The sequence below is a fragment of the Arcobacter sp. CECT 8989 genome (assembly GCF_004116715.1).
Classification (GTDB): domain Bacteria; phylum Campylobacterota; class Campylobacteria; order Campylobacterales; family Arcobacteraceae; genus Halarcobacter.
In genome coordinates, this window is sequence record NZ_PDKE01000001.1 from 98257 (window position 1) to 116609 (window position 18353).

Sequence of the window (18353 nt, forward strand, 5' to 3'; positions counted from 1 at the left end):
GAAAAAAACAAAAGAGTTAATATGGCAATAGAAGATAAAGAAAAATGGAATAAAAAGTATAAAAATACACCTGAACTTTTAGCAAGTAGACCCCAAAGTTATAAACTATCAAATATAATAAACTATTCAAAGGGTTTAGATGCACTTGATGTAGCTTGTGGCTCAGGTAGAAATTCAATTTTTCTTGCAAATAGTGGTTTTAATGTAACTTCAGTTGATATTTCAGAGATTGCACTTAATTCTTTAAATGAAAAAAACAATCCAAAGATAAAAACACAACTTGTAGATTTAGATACACATAAATTTGATGAAAATAGATATGATTTAATAATAATGACAAATTTCTTAGATAGGAAAGCTATTCCTAAACTAGTTAAAGCTTTAAAAAAAGAAGGTGTTTTATTTATAGAAACCTATATGTTCCACCAAGAGAACGAAAAACCACCTTCAAACCCTGATTTTTTATTAAAAGAAGGGGAACTAAAATCTTTCTTTGATGAAAAAGAAGTAGAGATTTTAGAGTATGATGAGTTTTTTAATGAAAGCTTTGAACGATACAAGATGAGAAAACAAGCAATTGCAATAAGAAAAAAATAGAGTTACTTAAAAGGTAACTCTATTATAAAACAAGCTCCTACATAACTTGTATCTTTATAAGTATATGAATAGTTTTCAACATATAGTTTACCTTTCATATGGTTTCTTATAATCTCTTGGCTCATATAAAGACCTATTCCTGTTCCTTGAGACTGATGTTTAGTTGTAAAATATGGTTCAAATATTCGAGATATAATCTTAGAATCAATTCCCCCTGCATTATCCATAATCTTGATAATCACATTTTGTCCATCTAAATAAGAGTTAATTAAAATTAACTTTTCAGACTCTTGCTTATCTAAGGCATCTACTGCATTTTTTAAGATATTCATCATAACTTGAATAAACTCATTTTTAACACCATAAACTTCCAAGTTTTCTTCTATCTCACAAACAATTGATATACTCTTATTTTTTCTATTTATACTTGATAAATCTAGAGCATCATGGATTGTTTTATTTATATTAAATAATTGAACCTCTTTATCAAGCTTTAAAAAACTTCTAAAGTCTTCAATTGTTTGAGATAAAAATTGAGCTGAATCATTAATTGCATTTAAAGATTTAATTTCATCTTCTTCTACACTGACACCAATATTCTTTTGCAACATTATTCCAGTTGCTGCAGTTGAGATTACAGATAGTGGTTGTCTCCATTGGTGGGCAATATTTCCTATCATTTCACCCATTGCAGCCATTTTAGATTGCTGGAAGAGTGCGTAGTCTTTCTCTTTTAAAAGTTTTTCCCTAAGCTTTTGTTCTGTGATATCACTAAATACACCAATATAATTTACTACTTTATTGTTTTCATTTCTAATTGCATTTATTGTCAGCCACTCAATAAAGTTTGTTCCATCACTTTTTTTATTTGTTATCTCACCTTCCCAGAAGCCTTTAGCTAAAATACTTTCCCACATTTTTGAGTAAAACTCATTTGTGTGGGTATTTGATTTTAATACATTTACTTTTTTATTTAAAATATCCTCTTTCTTATATCCTGTAATCTTTTCAAAAGCTCTATTAACATCTAAAATAACAGTATCACTATTTGTAATCATAATTCCATCTCTTGTATTACTAAATACTGTATATGCTTGTTTTAGTTTATTTTCTTTCTCTTTTTTCAAGGTTATATCTAAACCAATTGCAACTAAAAGTGTTTCTTCTGCATTGTTTATTGAAGAAAGAGTAAACTCTATAACTCTCTCTTCTTTATCTTTATTTAAAACAATAAGTTCATCTTGGTACTTTCTCTCAGTGAAGTTTTTTATTTTATTTTTAATTGCACTTTTATCAGAATCTATCCAACACTTCAAATCCCAAAATTTTTTCTTATGAATACTCTTTACATTTTCCCCTAGAAAGCCTAAAGCAATATTATTCACCTCTAAAATCCGTCCATTACTATCAATAACCATTGCTAAGAAATGTGAATCTTGAAAAAGTAGTTTAAACTTCTCTTGCTCTTGAACCTGTACTCTTCCCTGCTTAATCTCTTCTTCTTTTTTTCTAGTATATAAATAGAAGAAAAATAGCGCAATTAAAATACTTAGTACAACAATAATTGTAGTTACTACAAAAAAGTTATATTGTCTTTTATTCCAACTTGATAAACTCTTTTCATAATCAAGTTTTACAAGTAGACTTATAGGATAGTCATTTGTCAAAATATAAGTTACAATATACTTATTATTATCTATTATTTCTATACCTGTATATTGATTTTTTTCTATTGCTGCTTTGAGTAAATCACTCTTTTTTATTCTTTTTCCAATTTTATGATTTTCATTTGTAGACAAAAGTAAAATACCATCTAATCTTAGAATTTCAAAGATAATCTCACCAGAAGTAATATTACTAAAAAATCTATCTTTAAAGTAATCAGTATTTAGATTTATGATAACTTGATGCACTTTATTATCTATTTCTATGTTTTTAGAAATTGGAATAAAAGATTGTTCATTAGGTTTTATTTTCTCTTCATTTTCATAAACATCACTTCCTGAAACAAAATCTTTTCCTACCCAAGGTGTTGATACTTTTAAAATATTATCATCAAATATAGGTTTTGGATAAAAGTTTTGATTAGGAAGATATAAACCTGAGTTATAGTTATTTGAACTATAGATTATTCTATTATTATTTAAAATATTTATAGATCTAATTTGAGGATAATTTTGAATTATCTCAAAGAGTTTATTCTCTATATTATACTCTTTAGTAATTTTTAAAAAGTTTTCAAGATTTAATATAGTTTGCTCCATATTAGATAAATCTTGATTTAATTCTTTTGAAAAAGATTTTGCATTTAATTTTGAGATAGTAAGATAATTATCAACTGCTTCATCTTTTAATATTGACAAGGATGTCATAATACTAAAAATAATAATAAAGAAAGCAAAAAACAATCCAACTACTAATTTTAAACTATTAGTCATAATTAAACTCTATTTATTTTAAATTGATAATTGGTTCTAAAGCATTTTTCTTTGCTAATTTTTTTAATCTTCCATCTTTTTTAATATTCTCTATAAACTTTTCAACTTCATCATAGAACTTATTATCTCCATAAGCAGTTACCCAAGCATAAGAAGTTAAAAAATACTCTTCTTTGGGAGAAACAAGTCTTGCCCATTGAGTTTTTTCTAACATTTTTTTACCATAAGGATAATCAGTTATAAAAACATCTGCCCTACCTGATTGAACTTCATCTTCTCTTTGTTTAAACCCTTTTATTACAACAAGCTTTGCATGTTTAAGTTTTTTTTTCATAATTGGTTCATGATAAGTTCCCTTAGCAACAGCAACTACAACACCTCTTTTATCTATATCTTCCAAGTTTTGTATTTTTTTATTTGATTTAGTTGTTATAGCATAAATATCACTTTTAAGATGAGGAGTTGTAAATCTAAGTTTTTCCATTCTTTTTTTAGTTTTTCCAATTCCAAACATTGCAATATCACACTTATTAGATGTTACATCTTTGATTAATGTAGGAAAAGAACTTTTAACTAGTTTTAATTCAACTCCCAAATCTTTTGCTAACTCTTTAGATAAATCACTATCTATACCTGTTAACTCTTGTGTTCTTGGGTCAATATAAGTAATACTGTAATACTGAGGCCAAATACAAACTCTTAATTGCTTTGTTTCTAAAATTTTATCTAGCCTACTTTCTTGTGCATGTAAATAAGTTGCTAGAAATATAAAGATTATTAAAATCTTAAGTTTTTTATACATATCGTTTCCCTAAAATAATATTATAAATTACTATCAGTCTATACTTTTTATATTATCATAATTTTTAATATTTATTATAAAATAAGTTTGTTTTCAATAAAGTAATACAAGTGTGATACAATAATACAAAGTAAATAAATATTACTGGAAGGTATAATATGAATAAAATCTTTTTATCAATAATTATTCTACTAACAGCAATAAACTCTTTTGCAATTCAAAAGGTTACTTTACAATTAAAATGGTTTCACCAATTTCAATTTGCTGGATATTATGTTGCTAAAGAAAAAGGTTATTATAAAGATGTAGGTCTTGATGTAACTATCAAAGAAAGAGATTTAAAATACAATAATATTGAAGAAGTAATCAATAATAAAGCCCAATATGGAGTAGCAGATTCAGTACTTTTTCTTTACAAAGCTAGAAATGAACCTATAATTACAATTGCTCCTATTTTTCAACATTCTGCAAACATATTAATAAGTAGAAAAGATAAAAATATTCAAACTATTGAAGACCTAAATAATAAAAAAGTGATATTTTATCCAAATGATGCCGATGGTTTTTCTCTTTTAGCTTTATTAAAAAAATTCAATGTAGATGCCGAATTAATAAGAAACAGAGAAAAAGGTGACTACAAAAAGATTATAAATAAACAAGCTGACTTAATGCCTGCCTATTTAACAAATGAACCTTTTCTTTTTAAAGAAGCTGGTGTTGACATCGATATTATAAACCCTATGAATTATGGTTTAGATATTTATGGAGATATGCTTTTTACAAATAAAAATGAAGCATTAAATTACCCTAATAGAGTAAAAAATTTTAAAGAAGCTTCTTTAAAAGGCTGGAAATATGCTTTAGAGAATAAAGAAGAAACAATCCAATTAATTCTTGAAAAATATAATAGTAAAAAATCAATTGAGCACCTAAAATATGAAGCAAAAGCAATAGAAAGTCTAATTTCTAAAGATTTAATTCCCTTAGGAAGTATAGATAAAGGTCGAGTTCAATATATAAATAATCTATATATTAAATATGGTCTTATGAATTCAAAACTTGATATAAATGACTTTATTTTTGAAGAGTACGTAAATAGTAAAGGAATTAATCTAACAAATGAAGAAAAACAGTATTTAGTTGATAATCCTACAATATCTGTATTAAATATGAAAGCTTTTGCTCCTTATAACTTTAATATTTCTAATCAAGCAAAGGGCTATTCAATAGAGTATATGAAACTTTTAGCAAATATTCTTAATATAAAACTAGAGTTTAAAACAATTGAGTCTTGGGCTAAGTCTTTAGATATGATAAAAGAAGGTAGCCTTGATATCATTCCACACATTGCTATAAATGAGGAAAGAAAAAAATATATTGATTATACAAATTTTACGCACATTAATTTTTCAATTGCACTTGCAGTTAATAAAAGTTCTAAGATTAATTCTTTAGAAGATTTAAATGGAAAAACACTATCAATACTAGATAATACTTTTTTTGAAGAAATTATCAGAAAAAAGTATCCAAAAATAAGACTCTTGACAACAAAAACAGTTAAAGAAGCAATTGATGCCGTATCAAATGGAACAGCACATGCAACAATAGAAAATCTATCCACATTAGAGTATCATATAAACAACTACTGGTTAAGTAACTTAAAGACAATAAAACTAAATAAAGATAGTGGACTATTAGTAAATATTCCTCTTTATATGGGAGTAAAAAAAGGCAATAAGTATTTAAAATCAATATTAGAAAAAGCAAATGCCTATGTAAAACCAAATGAAGTAACAAAATTAAAATCAGAGTGGCTTATCAAAAATCTAGGTGAGCATGTAAATCTTAATAAAAATGAGTACGAATATTTAAGAAGTAAAAAAAATATAAACTATTGTATTGACCCAAACTGGATGCCTTTAGATAAAATAGAAGAAAATAAACATATTGGTTTAAGTTCTGAGTATATAAAAATATTTGAAGAAAAACTTGGAGTAACTTTCAACCTGATAAAAACAAATAATTGGACTAGTTCACTAGAAAGTATAAAAAATGAAAACTGTGAGCTTATACCCTTCATATATAAAACAAAAGAACGTGAAAATATATTAAATATTTCTAAAGCATATTTATCTTTTCCTTTAGTTGTTGCAACTAAAATGAAAGAACCTTTTATTGGAGATTTAAAAACCTTAAGAAAAAGAAAAGTCTCATATGTAAAAGATTATGCTTATGAAGAAGTATTAAAAGATAGTTATCCTCTAATAGATTTTATTGAAGTATCTTCAATACATGAAGGACTAAATATGGTACAAAAAAATCAAGTATATGCTCACATAGGCTTACTTCCTACAATTGGATATCAAATACAAAAAAATTTTTCTAATAGCTTAAAAATAGCAGGAGAGGTACAAGATGATTGGCCCCTTTCTCTAGCTATAAAAAAAGACAATGAACTATTAACTAATATTATGAAAAAAGTTCTAGACTCAATTTCTGAAAAAAAGAAAGAATCTTTATTTAATAAATACAGTTCTGTTACCTATGAAGAAAGTATTGATTTAAAGAAAATTTTTTATCTTATATCTTTCTTTTTAATCGTTATTGGGATTGTTATATATAAAAATAGGCAAATCAATATTCTAAATCAAAATATGAAAAAATATATCAAGATTATTGATGAACATGTACTTACTTCATCAACTAATAAAAAAGGTATTATAACTCAAGCTTCAAAAGCATTTTGTAAAATAAGTGGCTATGATAAAAAAGAACTATTAGGGCAAAACCACAATATTATAAGACATGAAGAAATGCCAAAAGAGATTTTTAAGCAAATGTGGAAAACTATTTCTAAAGGTCAAACTTGGAAAGGTGAAATTAAAAACAAAACAAAAGATGGAAACTTCTATTGGGTAGAAGCAAATATTTCTCCTATTTTTAATGAAAAAAAGCAGATAACAGGATATACATCGATAAGACATGATATAACTGATAAAAAAAGAGTTGAAGAATTATCAATAACAGATGAGTTAACAGGGCTTTATAATAGAAGACATTTTAATAAAGTTTTTGAAAAAGAAATAAATAGAGCAAAAAGAGATGACAATAACTTAGCACTAATAATTTTTGATGTAGACTGCTTCAAACAATACAATGATAACTATGGTCACCCTAAAGGAGATATTGTACTAAAAGAGATTGGTAGAGTTATTAAAACTTTAGCAAAAAGATCTTCTGATTATGCCTTTAGAATTGGTGGTGAAGAGTTTGCAATAATCTTTACTCCACATGTTAAAGAAACAGCTGTCAATTTTGCAGAGATGATAAGAGAAGGAATTCAGAACTTACAAATAGAACATGAATTTAATAAAGCTAGTAATTACATAACAGTTTCAATTGGTTTATATAGTGAAAATGGGGACAAAATAGAAGATGCAGAATCTATTTATAATCATACAGATGATGCTCTATACAAAGCAAAAGAGAGTGGTAGAAACAAGTTTGTTTTATATGAAAAGAAGTAAAAGGAACTAGGTCCTTTTACTTTTTATGAGTTTTTTAAATCTTCACACCTATGTTCTTTAATTTTATCAATATAATTAAATACTTTAGTTGTGTTATCTTCAATATCTCTTGCTAAAGAAAATAATTGTTTATCAGTCTTATCTTTTGCATCAATATCTATATACTTTTGAACATTGCTATGAACTTTTTCATGGGCAATTAAAAACTCATCCCAATCTTTGTTATTAGTATATGACTCATTTGAATGTTGCTCTATCCACTTACCTAAAGCACACTCTGTATGAGTTTTAACTTTTGCTGTTTTACCATTTCCAAGCTCTTTAAAGTTTGTCTCTTTAAATGAGATATGGTCAAGTTTTAATTTTGTTGTATCAAATACTAAATCCACATCACATACTTGGTTTGATTTTGAAGTATCAAATTGTGTTCTACTAATTACTGACATTAAATTTGAAGCAATCTCACTTAAAGTCATTGCTTTTTGAGAAACTATCTCTGAAGCATTTGCATTCTCTTGTGTTGCTTTATCTAACTGAGTGATTACAGAGTTGATTTGCTCCATTGCTCTTGTTTGCTCATTTGTAGCAGAACTTACTTCATTTACATTTGTTGTAACTTGAGAAACTTTTTCATTTAAGTATTTAAAACTTTCAACCATTTGGTCTGCTGTTTCTTTACCCTCTTTTGTTTTTTCTTGAGCATAAATTACTAAATCTTTAATCTCTTTTGCAGCTTCAGCAGATCTATTTGCTAAATTTCTAACTTCCCCTGCAACAACAGCAAAACCTTTTCCTGCTTCACCAGCAGTTGCTGCTTCTACTGCTGCATTAAGTGAAAGGATATTTGTTTGGAAAGCAATTTGGTCAATTACAGTAATAGCTTCAACAATATCATTTGTTGCAGTATTAATCTCTTCCATTGATTTACCAGTTTTATGAGCTAACTTATCATCTTTTGCACTTGTAACTTTTAAATCTTCTGCAATTGTAGACATCTCTTTTGCTCTTTGTCCAGTTGAAATAATAGTTGAAGTAATCTCTTCAACTGCTGCTGCTGTCTCTTCTAAACTAGCTGCTTGTTCAGTTGCAGAAGCAGATAATTGTTCTGATGTAGCTGCAAGTTCATTTGAGTTTATAGATAAGCTTCTTCCTGTTTTATCAATCATAGATAAAACCTCTGAAATAGAGTCACCTAAAGCATTTGCTCCTTTTACTAAAGAACCTATATTACCACTTTTATCACTAGAAATTTTATAATCATAGTGGGCATTTCCAAACTCAATTAGTGCGTTAATTACCATAACAATATTATCCCTTGTCACTTCTAACATTTGGTTAATATTCTCTTTTAGTAATTCAACTTGTTTATTTGATGCCGTTGAATCAATCTTATATGTATAGAATCCATCTTTAGCTTTTTCTACAATATCAATTGCTTCATCAATAACTTTTGCATCTTGTTTTAAACCCTCTTCTATATTTGAAAGATATTTATTAAAGTTATTTGCTAAAAGCCCTAATTCATCATTTCTATCTAGCTTGATTTTTTGGCTTGGGTCATTACTTTTTGTTAAATCAACAATTGCATCAGATAAAATACTTAATGGATTAATAACAGTATTTTTTAGATTAGATAAGATTGCAACTAAAACAACTAAACCAAAGATTACTAAAATCATAATAGCAGTATTAATAAACTTTTCAGCACTAATAATAGCACTTTCAACTATTGCTAAAGGTCTAGCTACAAGATAGATTCCTAAAGTTTCACCTCTAAAATCTTTTACCTCACTACTTGTGTAAAAGTATTTATCACTTCTATAAGAACCATTTGCTTTTAAAAACTCTAAGTCAATAGTTCTTGCATCTGCTAAGAAATCTTTATTTATAAACTTTTGAGAAATAAGATAGTTTTTTAACTTATTTGTATCATTAAATAGTTCAACTTTTTTTACATTTAAGTCCATAAGAAGTAAAAAAGCATCTTTGTCTTTATCAAACTTCTTTGCAACGGAGTTTAAACCTTGAATAAACTCTAAAGAACCTAAATGCTCTCCATTGTCATCTTTAATAGGAACTACTGTTCTTAAACTAAGCCCAGCTTTTCCTAGTTCCATTGTATTAACTGGTTCATTTGAACTATTTACTTTTACAACACTATGTCTAAATGAGCTTAAATCATCACCATATTTTTCTGCTTTCCATGCCCTTAAAAAAGATTTATTATCTTTTGTATGCACATGAACTTTGATGTTTTTAAAAGGTGTATGGTCTTTCATCTCTTTTGAGATTGACTTTAAACTAAGAATTGCTAACTCTCTATTGTTTTCTCTTAATGCTTTTTTTATTCTTCCATCATTTGCTATTGATAGAGCATTTGAAATACCAACATCTTTTTTTGCTTGTACATTCTCTGTGACATGAGTAGTTAACTCATCTAATGTACTTTGATAAACTTCCTCTTCTGTAATATTTTTATAGTAATTAAAAACCAAAAAACTAATTACTAATGCAACAAATATTATAAGAACAGTCACAAAAGAAAATTTCTTTTGTATACTCATATTTTTAAACATTATTATTCTCCTTGCGTGGGCGTATTATAGGACAATAATGTTTATTTTAGATTTAAATTATATAAGTAATTATAATCTTACTTTCATGTTATAATTATAGGTAATAATTATATTAAGGGATAATTATACAACTTATTTAAGAAGTGCCATTCTTGCATATAATCCAAAGGTTGATGTATAACCTACTTCACTAAACTTTAGACTCTTTTTACTATCATATATAAAGGTTGTAGGAAAAGCTTGAATATTAAATTTTCTTGAATAAAAGCCATCTTCATCATTGATAACTTTAAAGCTAAGTTTATACTCATCTAAATAATTTTGTATTTGCTCTTTTGTTCCAGACTGAACAGCTACTGTGATTACTTCATAATCTTTTGACATTTTTTCTATATTTGAAGCTTCAAATTTACAAGTTGGACACCAAGTTGCCCAAAAGTGAAGAAGTACAGGTTTATCACTAGGAAGAGTATATAGGCTTCCATCTAATAATGTAACAGTTTGTAAATCTAATTTTTCTTTATTTAAATCTTGTGAACGATAATAACTAAAAGCATTTGCAGCAATAGTTAACACAACAACAAAAACAATAATCTCTTTTAAATATTTTTTTAATTTTTCTTTCATTAGTTGCCTTATTCGTTTTAAAAAGATTATACAGTTTTTTTGTGTACTTAATATATAGAGAAAAAGTCTTCATATTCTCATTACATTTATTCTATTTAGTAAAACAAACTTCAATATAATCATATATAAGCACTAATTAGATAAAATATCTACCTTAAAAGTTACAAAATCAAAGGTTTAATAATAATGAATGAAAGCAAAGATTTTTTACGTGTTATAGTAGAAGAAGACCTAAAATCAAACAAATATAATGAGGTAATTACAAGATTCCCTCCTGAACCAAACGGTTTTCCTCATATTGGACACGCTAAATCTATCTGTATAAATTTTGGTATTGCACGTGATTATAATGGTCACTGTAACCTTAGAATGGATGATACAAACCCTACAAAAGAAGATACAAAATATGTAGAAGCCTTAAAAGATGCTGTTCAATGGCTTGGTTTTGACTGGGGTGAAGAAGTATATTTTACATCTGATTATTTCCAAAAACTATACGACTATGCTGTAGAACTTATCAAAAAAGAAAAAGCATATGTTGATAGTATAAACGAAGAAGAGATGAGAGAACTAAGAGGTACTGTTACACAAGCTGGTAAAAGAAGCCAATATGCAAATAGAACAGTAGAAGAAAACCTTGAACTATTTGAAAAGATGAAAAATGGTGAGTTCAAAGATGGTGAACATGTATTAAGAGCAAAGATTGACATGAGCGCAGCTAATATGAAAATGAGAGATCCTCTTTTATACAGAATTAGACATGCCCACCACTTTAGAGCTGGTGATAAATGGTGTATTTACCCTATGTATGATTTTGCTCACTGTTTATCTGATTATATTGAAGGTGTTACGCACTCTATTTGTACTTTAGAGTTTGAAAACAATAGAGATATCTATGACTGGGTTTTAGACACTTTAGAGTTACAACCACCAAGACCATATCAACATGAGTTTGCAAGACTTGGAATCAACTATACAGTTATGAGTAAAAGAAAACTTCTTGAGCTAGTTGAAGGAAACTATGTAAGTGGTTGGGATGACCCAAGAATGCCAACTATTGCAGGATATAAAAGAAGAGGATATACACCTGAGTCTATTTTAAATTTCTGTGACCAAATTGGTATTGCAAAAGCAAACTCTATGGTTGATGTTGCACAATTAGAGTATTGTATTAGAAATGATTTAAACCAAAAAGTTCCAAGAGTTATGTGTGTGTTAGACCCACTTAAAGTAACTATAGAAAACTACGAGGGTGAAGGGGAAGAGATTGATGCTTCATATTATCCCCATGATGTTCCTAAAGAAGGTTCTAGAAAAATACCATTTACAAAAGAGCTTTTCATAGAAAGAGAAGACTTTAATGAAAATCCTCCAAAAGGATATTATAGACTTACTCCTACTCAACCTGTAAGATTAAGACATGGTTATATCATTTCTTGTAAAGAAGTTATTAAAGATGAAAATGGGAAAATCATTGAAATTAAAGCGCAATACTATAAAGACTCAAAAAGTGGAAGCGATACAAGTGGTATCAAAGTAAAAAGTGCTATTCAATGGGTAAATGCAAGTAAAGCTAAAAACATAGAAGTTAGACTTTATGATAGACTTTACAAAAATGAAGCTCCAGAAGGATTAGAGGATTTAAACCCTAATTCTCTTTCTATTATCAAAGATGCACTTGTAGAACCTGCTGTAATTGAAGATGATGTAGATGAAAGATTCCAGTTTGAGAGACAAGGTTATTTCTACAAAGATCCAATTGATTATACAGATGAAGCTCCTGTATTTAATAAGATTGTATCATTAAAAGACTCTTGGGCTAAAAAGAGTAAAAAAGAAGATGATAAACCAAAACCTACTCAAAAACAAGAACCTAAAAAAGTTCAAATAGATGGGGAAGCAACTCCTTTAACAAAAGAGCAAGAAGCATTATTTGAAAAGTATACTAAAGAGTTAAAACTAAACTCAGAAGTATCAAATATTTTATGTAGAGATGAAAAGCTTTCTTCTTTTTATGAAGAGACTCTAAAACATTTAGATAGTCCTGTAGCTTTAGCTAATATTGTTGCAAATGATGTAGCTAAACAATTAAAAGAGAAATCTATTTTAGAACTTAAATTTAATGCTTCAGATATCGCTGAGCTTATTAAAATGGTTGATGATGAAACTATCTCAACAAAGATTGCAAAACAAGTATTTGAAGAAATGAGTGAATCAGGAGAAAGTCCAAAACAAATAGTTGAAGACAAAGGTTTAATTCAAATCAGTGACCCTGCTGTAATTTCACCTATCATTGATGAAGTTATTGCAAAAAATCCAGATAACCTAGTGAAGTTTAAAAATGGAAATACAAAACTATCAGGTTTCTTTGTAGGACAAGTATTAAAAGCAACAGGTGGAAAAGCAAATCCTAAAGTTGTAAATGAACTTGTAGCAAAAGCTTTAAATGCATAAAAAAAGGCTAGTTAAAAACTAGCCTTTAAATAAATCTTACTCATAAAAAGAGTCAATCTTCTTTCTATGATTTTCTGCCCATTTTTCAAAGCCCATCTCTTTTTCAGCTTCTACATTTTTCTTAGTTTGATTATAAACTTCTTCAGCTTTTTCTTTAGGAATAACAGCAATTCCTTCTTCATCAGCAACTATAATATCACCAGGATTTACAGCAATGCCACCAGCTACGATTGGAGTATTTAGGGGTAAAACAGCTTTTTTAGTTCCAGGCATAGGATGAACTCCCCTACCAAAAATAGGAAACTTAATCTCTTTTACTTCTCCTATATCTCTAACCACACCATCAATTACAAAACCTTTTATTCCAAGGCCTTGAGCAATAGCACAAACATTTCCACCAGAAACTGCATAATCCATTGAGTTAGTTTGAGCTACAATAATTGAGCCCTTTGGTGCTTCATAAATAGCTCTGTGAAGTGCTAAGTTATCTCCTGGAACCATATTTACAGTAAATGCAGGTCCTGAAATTCTTGGTATATCTAACCAAAGTTGCTTCATACCAGCATCCATAAAACTTTCTCTTTTTATTGGTCCTGCATAATCACAAGGGCTAAACTGGGCAAACTTTTCATAATCCATTAATACTCCTTAAGAACGTAAATTTTTAATAACTTGATAAGCCTGATTTATCTCTTGGGTTTTAGCTGTTGCTTCTTCCATATATGACTCATCTTTATCTTGTGAACTAATAATATCAGGGTGATACTCTCTTACAAGTTTTCTGTAGGCTTTTTTAATAGTATTCATATCATCACTCTCTTTCACACCTAAAATCTCATAAGCTTTATTAGGAGTCATAGAGTCTTTGTTGTTTTGCATTTTTTGCTCTAAAGTACTAACTATAGAGTTATATACCTCATCTGAGATTTGTAACTCTTTTGCAATAACTCTTAAAATCTTATCTTCATCACTACTAATGCCATTGTCTATAAAGGCAAGTTGAATTAAAAAGCTAATAAATTGTCTTCTTTTTAAAATACTTTTTCCAAGAAGTTTATTTAAAGAGTTTGCTATTTGTTGTGTATCAGCTATTGTTTCTTTTTCTTTATTGAAAATCTCTTTCATGATACTTCTAGCTTTGTCTTTTTCATCAAAAACTTTTGTGATATCATCAAACATCATTCCAATAAGTTGAGCTTCTAATTCATCTACTCTTCCATCTGCTTTTGCTACCTTTGCAACTAGAGCAATAAAGTGACCTAAATAGCTTTCTCTAAAAAGCTCTTTAGAAGCTACTAATTTATTTAATTTCTTTTTTGAATAAAGTTTATAAAGTTTAACGGCAACAATTAAACCAAAAATAACTGATAGAGTTAAAAATGTATTTACTATAAAAGTGTAATACAATATCACAAGTAACAGTGCTATAAAAATCCATTTTTTTAATTTTATATTCAAAGAGATACCTTTATTATAGTTAATTGAAAAGAAATTATATCTACTTAAACTTAATTGACTTGCCCATTATCTTTTGCTAGTATTCAGCATGAAAAAGACAATTTTTATCCTATTTATAATTACGCTACAAGTTTTATTTGCAAATAATAGTACTAAAACAATTTTGTTTTTAGGAGACTCATTAACAGAAGGCTTGGGAGTATCAAAAAGTGAAGCTTATCCAAGTTTAGTACAAGAATTAGCAAAAACTAATCTAAATAAAAATATCAAAGCTATAAATGGTGGAGTAAGCGGTTCTACTACTAGTGATGCTCTATCTAAGCTAAAATGGTATCTAAAAAGAAAGCCTGATATTGTTTTTATTGCCCTTGGAGCAAATGATGGACTTAGAGGCTTAAACCTTACACAAAGTCAACAAAACCTAGAAGAAATAATCTCCCATGCAAAAAAAGCAAATGCAAAAGTATTATTAGCTGGTATGCTTATTCCACCAAACTATGGACCTGCTTATTCAAAAGAGTTTGCAAATATGTATTTAAAACTAAAAGAGAAGTACAAGCTTAAATTTATGCCATTTTTATTAAAAGATGTAGCAGGAGTTCAAGGACTAAATCAAGCAGATGGAATACATCCAAATGCAAAAGGTCATGAAATCATGGCAAAAGAAGTATTCAAGTTTCTAAAGGAAGAACTATAATGTTACAAATTAAAGCACTAAAAAAATCATATACTCAAGGAGCACAAGAAGTTAAGATATATGATAATTTAAACTTCCATGTAAAAAAGGCACAAAGAGTTGCTATCATGGGAAAATCTGGAAGTGGTAAATCAACCTTGCTTTCACTAATCTCTGGTATTATCAAACCAAATGATGGAGATATTTTACTTGATAATGTTTCATATAAAAATATGAAAGAAGAAGATATAAATGATTTTAGAGCAACAAATATAGGTTTTGTTTTTCAAAACTTTCATTTAGTTTCATACTTAAATGCCCTAGAAAATGTAATGCTTCCTGCAAAGGTTTGTGGAATAAAAAATGCAAAAGAAAAAGCTATTGAATTATTAGAAAGTGTAGGCTTAGGTCATAGAGTTGACCACTTACCATCACAGTTAAGTGGTGGAGAAAAACAGCGTGTTGCTATAGCTAGAGCTTTAATCCACAATCCAAAGGTAATACTTGCAGACGAACCAAGTGGAAACTTAGATGAAGAGACAGGAATAGCTGTTATGGATAAACTTTTTGAACTAATCAAAAAGAATAATACTACTTTGGTTTTAGTAACTCACTCTAAAGATGTAGCTGCAAGATGTGAAGAGACTTATGAGTTAATTGCAGGAAACCTAAAAAGATGTTAGTTGTTGAACTAGTTTCAAAGGCTTTAAAAAGGTCTAAATCTTTTAGTTTTATATTTATACTAAACTTTTGTTTAGCTATTGCATCGCTGTCTTATTTACAGTTTTTTAAAACAAGTATAGATACATCCCTTGATGAAAAAGCAAAAAGTCTACTTGGAGCTGATTTAGTTGTATCTTCAAGATTTCCAATCAGTGACATACAAAAAGAGCAAATAAAAAACAAACTTCCTCAAATCAAAGCTTATGATGAAGGTATATCAACAGTAAGTATGGTCGCTTCTTCCAAAAGAGCAAGACTAATGGAACTTGTTCAAATAAACGAAGGTTTTCCATATTATGGTGGTTTAACCTTTAATGATAATTCAACTTATCCAAAAGAACAAACCTTACCAAAAGAGAATGAAGTTTGGGTATATCAAGAGGTTTTAGACCTACTTGAACTAAAAGCAAATGATACTTTAAAAATAGGAAGTAAAAACTATACTATAGGAAAAGTTATTAAAGAAGATAGCTTAAAGAATATTAGCTTTAGTGGTTTTATGCCAAAAATCTATTTAAGCCCTGAAGCTTTAAAAAGAAGTGAGCTTCTAAAGTTTGGCTCAACTGCAAGATATAAATTAAACTACCTCTTTGAAGAAAACCTAAGTAATGAAAAACTAGAAGTATTAGAAGAGCAAATAGAATCACAACTAGATAGAACACTTAGGGTTTTATCACCAAATGATGGAAGAGATAGACTAATAGCAGTATTAAACTTCTTGACAAACTTCTTGTCTCTTGTATCTTTAATCTCATTTTTCTTAGGTCTTGTTGGACTTATATATCTTTACTCAGGTTTTTTACGAAAACATCAAGATGATATTTATGTATTAAATGATATTGGAGTTAGCAAGAGAAATCTTATTATGACTTATTTACTTCATCTTTTTGTGCTTATAAGTATCGCTACAGTTTTAGTATTTACTTTTATAACTGCATCATCTCAGTTTATAGGACCACTTATTCAAAAGTATATTGACTTTAGTTTTGATTTTTCTTTAGATTATATGTTCTTTGTAAAATCTGCTATTGTACTTTTTGTATTGAGTTTATCTATTGGACTTCCTCTAATCTTGCCATTAGTTCAAAGACAAAAAAGAAAACTTTCAAAAGTTATTTTGAGTTTTCTTCCCTTTGTAGGCTTTTTACTTGTACTTTCACACTTTGTTACGCCTTCTAAATATATAGGTTTTTTCTTTGCTCTTAGTGTACTTGTAATAATCGCCCTACTTTTTACAATAGGTTCTTTTTTATTAAAAAGATTTGATTTTACTGGACACCTTCAAATCATAGCTTTATCACTAGCTTTAAAAAATATCACAAGACAAAAAAGAACTTCACTTACACTATTTACTGCTATACTTTTATGTACAGCATTTTTTAGTCTTATTCCTCAAGTGGGAAGTTCTTTATCAAATGTTTTAACAAAAAGTGTAGAAGAGAGACCTAGATTTTTTGTAGTAGATGCAAAAGAAGAACAACTAAAAGATATAAATAAGCAAGTAGAAAAACTAGGAGCAAAGCTAGAAAATGTAGCTCCTATGATACGAGCAAGGGTTCTTAAAATAAATGGAAAAGAACAATCACAAAAAGGTGAAAATGCCAGAAATTCAGCTGTAAATCTATCATATAGAAATGATTTAAAACTAAGTGAACAGATTATAGAAGGAAGAGAGTTTAGTGGAGTATATGATTCAAGTGATTTTTCTAAACCTATTGAGTTAAGTGTAGAAAAAAGATATGCAAAAAGAAGAGGTATTAACTTAGGAGATATTGTAGTTTTTGATGTTTTAGGACTTGAACTTGAAGCTAAGGTTGTAAATATAAGAACAGTAAAATGGACTGAATTTACTCCTAACTTCTTTTTACTACTTCAAGAAGGAGCTATAAATGATGCTCCAAAAACTATGTTAGCAACTATCTCTACAGGAGAGTATGATGCAACAAAAATGCTTTTAAATCTTACAGATAAGTTTCCTAGCCTTACTGTTATAGATGTTAAAAACCTTTTTGAATCCTTTGCAACTGTAGTAAAAGATGTTTCATCAATCACTGAAAAGATGAGCTTTTATTCTGTATTTATTGGTTTACTTATGAGTTTTATTATAATTCAATATCAAATGAACTTACAAAAAAACAATATCCTTAGACTAAAAATGATTGGTATAAAAAATAAGACTATTAAAAACTCTTTTTTACTAGAGTTTGGTCTTATCTCACTTACTGCTAGTATTTTAGGAATAGTTTTAGGAAGTGTTGGTTCATACTTTATAAGTGATTTACTTTTTGAGTCCTACTGGGATTTTAGAGCAGATATTTTGCTGCTTTACTTTTTACTAATACCAATACTAACTATTTTGGTTGTAAGCTTTTTTACATCAAATATTATTCATCAAAAGGAGAATGTGCTTTTTGGTGAATAATATTTATTTTTCACTTAATAAAAATTTTTAAATGCTAATTTTTCTATGTATTT

General features: G+C 28.1%; 12 protein-coding genes. 6 read left to right on the plus strand and 6 right to left on the minus strand.

The features are described 5' to 3' along the window. Window positions 1-21: 21 nt before the first annotated feature. On the plus strand, window positions 22-597 hold the full coding sequence (locus CRV02_RS00385; protein WP_129088667.1) for a methyltransferase domain-containing protein: 576 nt from the start codon (window positions 22-24) through the stop codon (window positions 595-597). Between the two features lie 2 nt (window positions 598-599). On the opposite strand, the gene CRV02_RS00390 is transcribed toward CRV02_RS00385, so the two are convergent. Both CRV02_RS00390 and CRV02_RS00395 read right to left on the minus strand, forming a co-directional pair. After that, complete coding sequence (locus tag CRV02_RS00390) at window positions 600-3035, minus strand: PAS domain-containing sensor histidine kinase (RefSeq protein WP_129088668.1); 2436 nt, start codon at window positions 3033-3035, stop codon at window positions 600-602. 13 nt (window positions 3036-3048) lie between these two features. Beyond that, entirely contained in the window at window positions 3049-3837 is a 789-nt protein-coding gene (locus tag CRV02_RS00395) for an ABC transporter substrate-binding protein (RefSeq protein WP_129088669.1), read from the minus strand. Between the two features lie 158 nt (window positions 3838-3995). Between CRV02_RS00395 and CRV02_RS00400 the strand changes: the two genes are divergently transcribed. After that, on the plus strand, window positions 3996-7364 hold the full coding sequence (locus CRV02_RS00400; RefSeq protein WP_129088670.1) for a diguanylate cyclase: 3369 nt from the start codon (window positions 3996-3998) through the stop codon (window positions 7362-7364). A gap of 23 nt (window positions 7365-7387) precedes the next feature. On the opposite strand, the gene CRV02_RS00405 is transcribed toward CRV02_RS00400, so the two are convergent. Next, window positions 7388-9940 carry a methyl-accepting chemotaxis protein gene (locus tag CRV02_RS00405; RefSeq protein WP_129088671.1) on the minus strand — a complete coding sequence of 851 codons (2553 nt, stop codon included), beginning with the start codon at window positions 9938-9940 and terminating at the stop codon, window positions 7388-7390. 132 nt (window positions 9941-10072) lie between these two features. Then, a complete protein-coding gene (locus CRV02_RS00410; RefSeq protein ID WP_129088672.1) occupies window positions 10073-10567 on the minus strand; it encodes a protein disulfide oxidoreductase in 495 nt (164 codons plus the stop codon). A 186-nt stretch (window positions 10568-10753) separates the two neighbouring features. On the opposite strand from CRV02_RS00410, the gene CRV02_RS00415 reads away from it, so the two are divergent. Continuing rightward, window positions 10754-13021 (plus strand): glutamine--tRNA ligase/YqeY domain fusion protein, encoded by a 2268-nt coding sequence (locus tag CRV02_RS00415; protein ID WP_129088673.1) that lies wholly within the window; start codon window positions 10754-10756, stop codon window positions 13019-13021. A gap of 36 nt (window positions 13022-13057) precedes the next feature. Here the strand turns inward: CRV02_RS00415 and CRV02_RS00420 are convergent, their stop codons facing one another. Both CRV02_RS00420 and CRV02_RS00425 read right to left on the minus strand, forming a co-directional pair. Then, window positions 13058-13660, minus strand: a complete 603-nt coding sequence (locus CRV02_RS00420) for an RraA family protein (protein ID WP_129088674.1) — start codon at window positions 13658-13660, stop codon at window positions 13058-13060. Window positions 13661-13669: 9 nt separating this feature from the next. Continuing rightward, on the minus strand, window positions 13670-14479 hold the full coding sequence (locus tag CRV02_RS00425; protein ID WP_129088675.1) for a DnaJ domain-containing protein: 810 nt from the start codon (window positions 14477-14479) through the stop codon (window positions 13670-13672). 88 nt (window positions 14480-14567) lie between these two features. Here CRV02_RS00425 and CRV02_RS00430 point away from each other — a divergent pair, with 88 nt between their 5' ends. Genes CRV02_RS00430 through CRV02_RS00440 form a run of 3 tightly spaced genes read left to right on the plus strand, consistent with a single transcriptional unit; the run spans window position 14568 to window position 18300 of the window. Then, on the plus strand, window positions 14568-15176 hold the full coding sequence (locus CRV02_RS00430) for an arylesterase (protein ID WP_129088676.1): 609 nt from the start codon (window positions 14568-14570) through the stop codon (window positions 15174-15176). After that, window positions 15176-15838: an ABC transporter ATP-binding protein gene (locus CRV02_RS00435; protein WP_258239194.1), complete on the plus strand. Its 663-nt coding sequence runs from the start codon at window positions 15176-15178 to the stop codon at window positions 15836-15838. Before CRV02_RS00430 ends, CRV02_RS00435 begins: the two co-directional genes overlap by 1 nt. Next, the gene (locus CRV02_RS00440) at window positions 15832-18300 is read left to right on the plus strand and encodes an ABC transporter permease (protein ID WP_129088678.1); all 2469 of its coding nucleotides are present in this window, start codon (window positions 15832-15834) and stop codon (window positions 18298-18300) included. Before CRV02_RS00435 ends, CRV02_RS00440 begins: the two co-directional genes overlap by 7 nt. The last annotated feature ends 53 nt before the right edge of the window (window positions 18301-18353 follow it).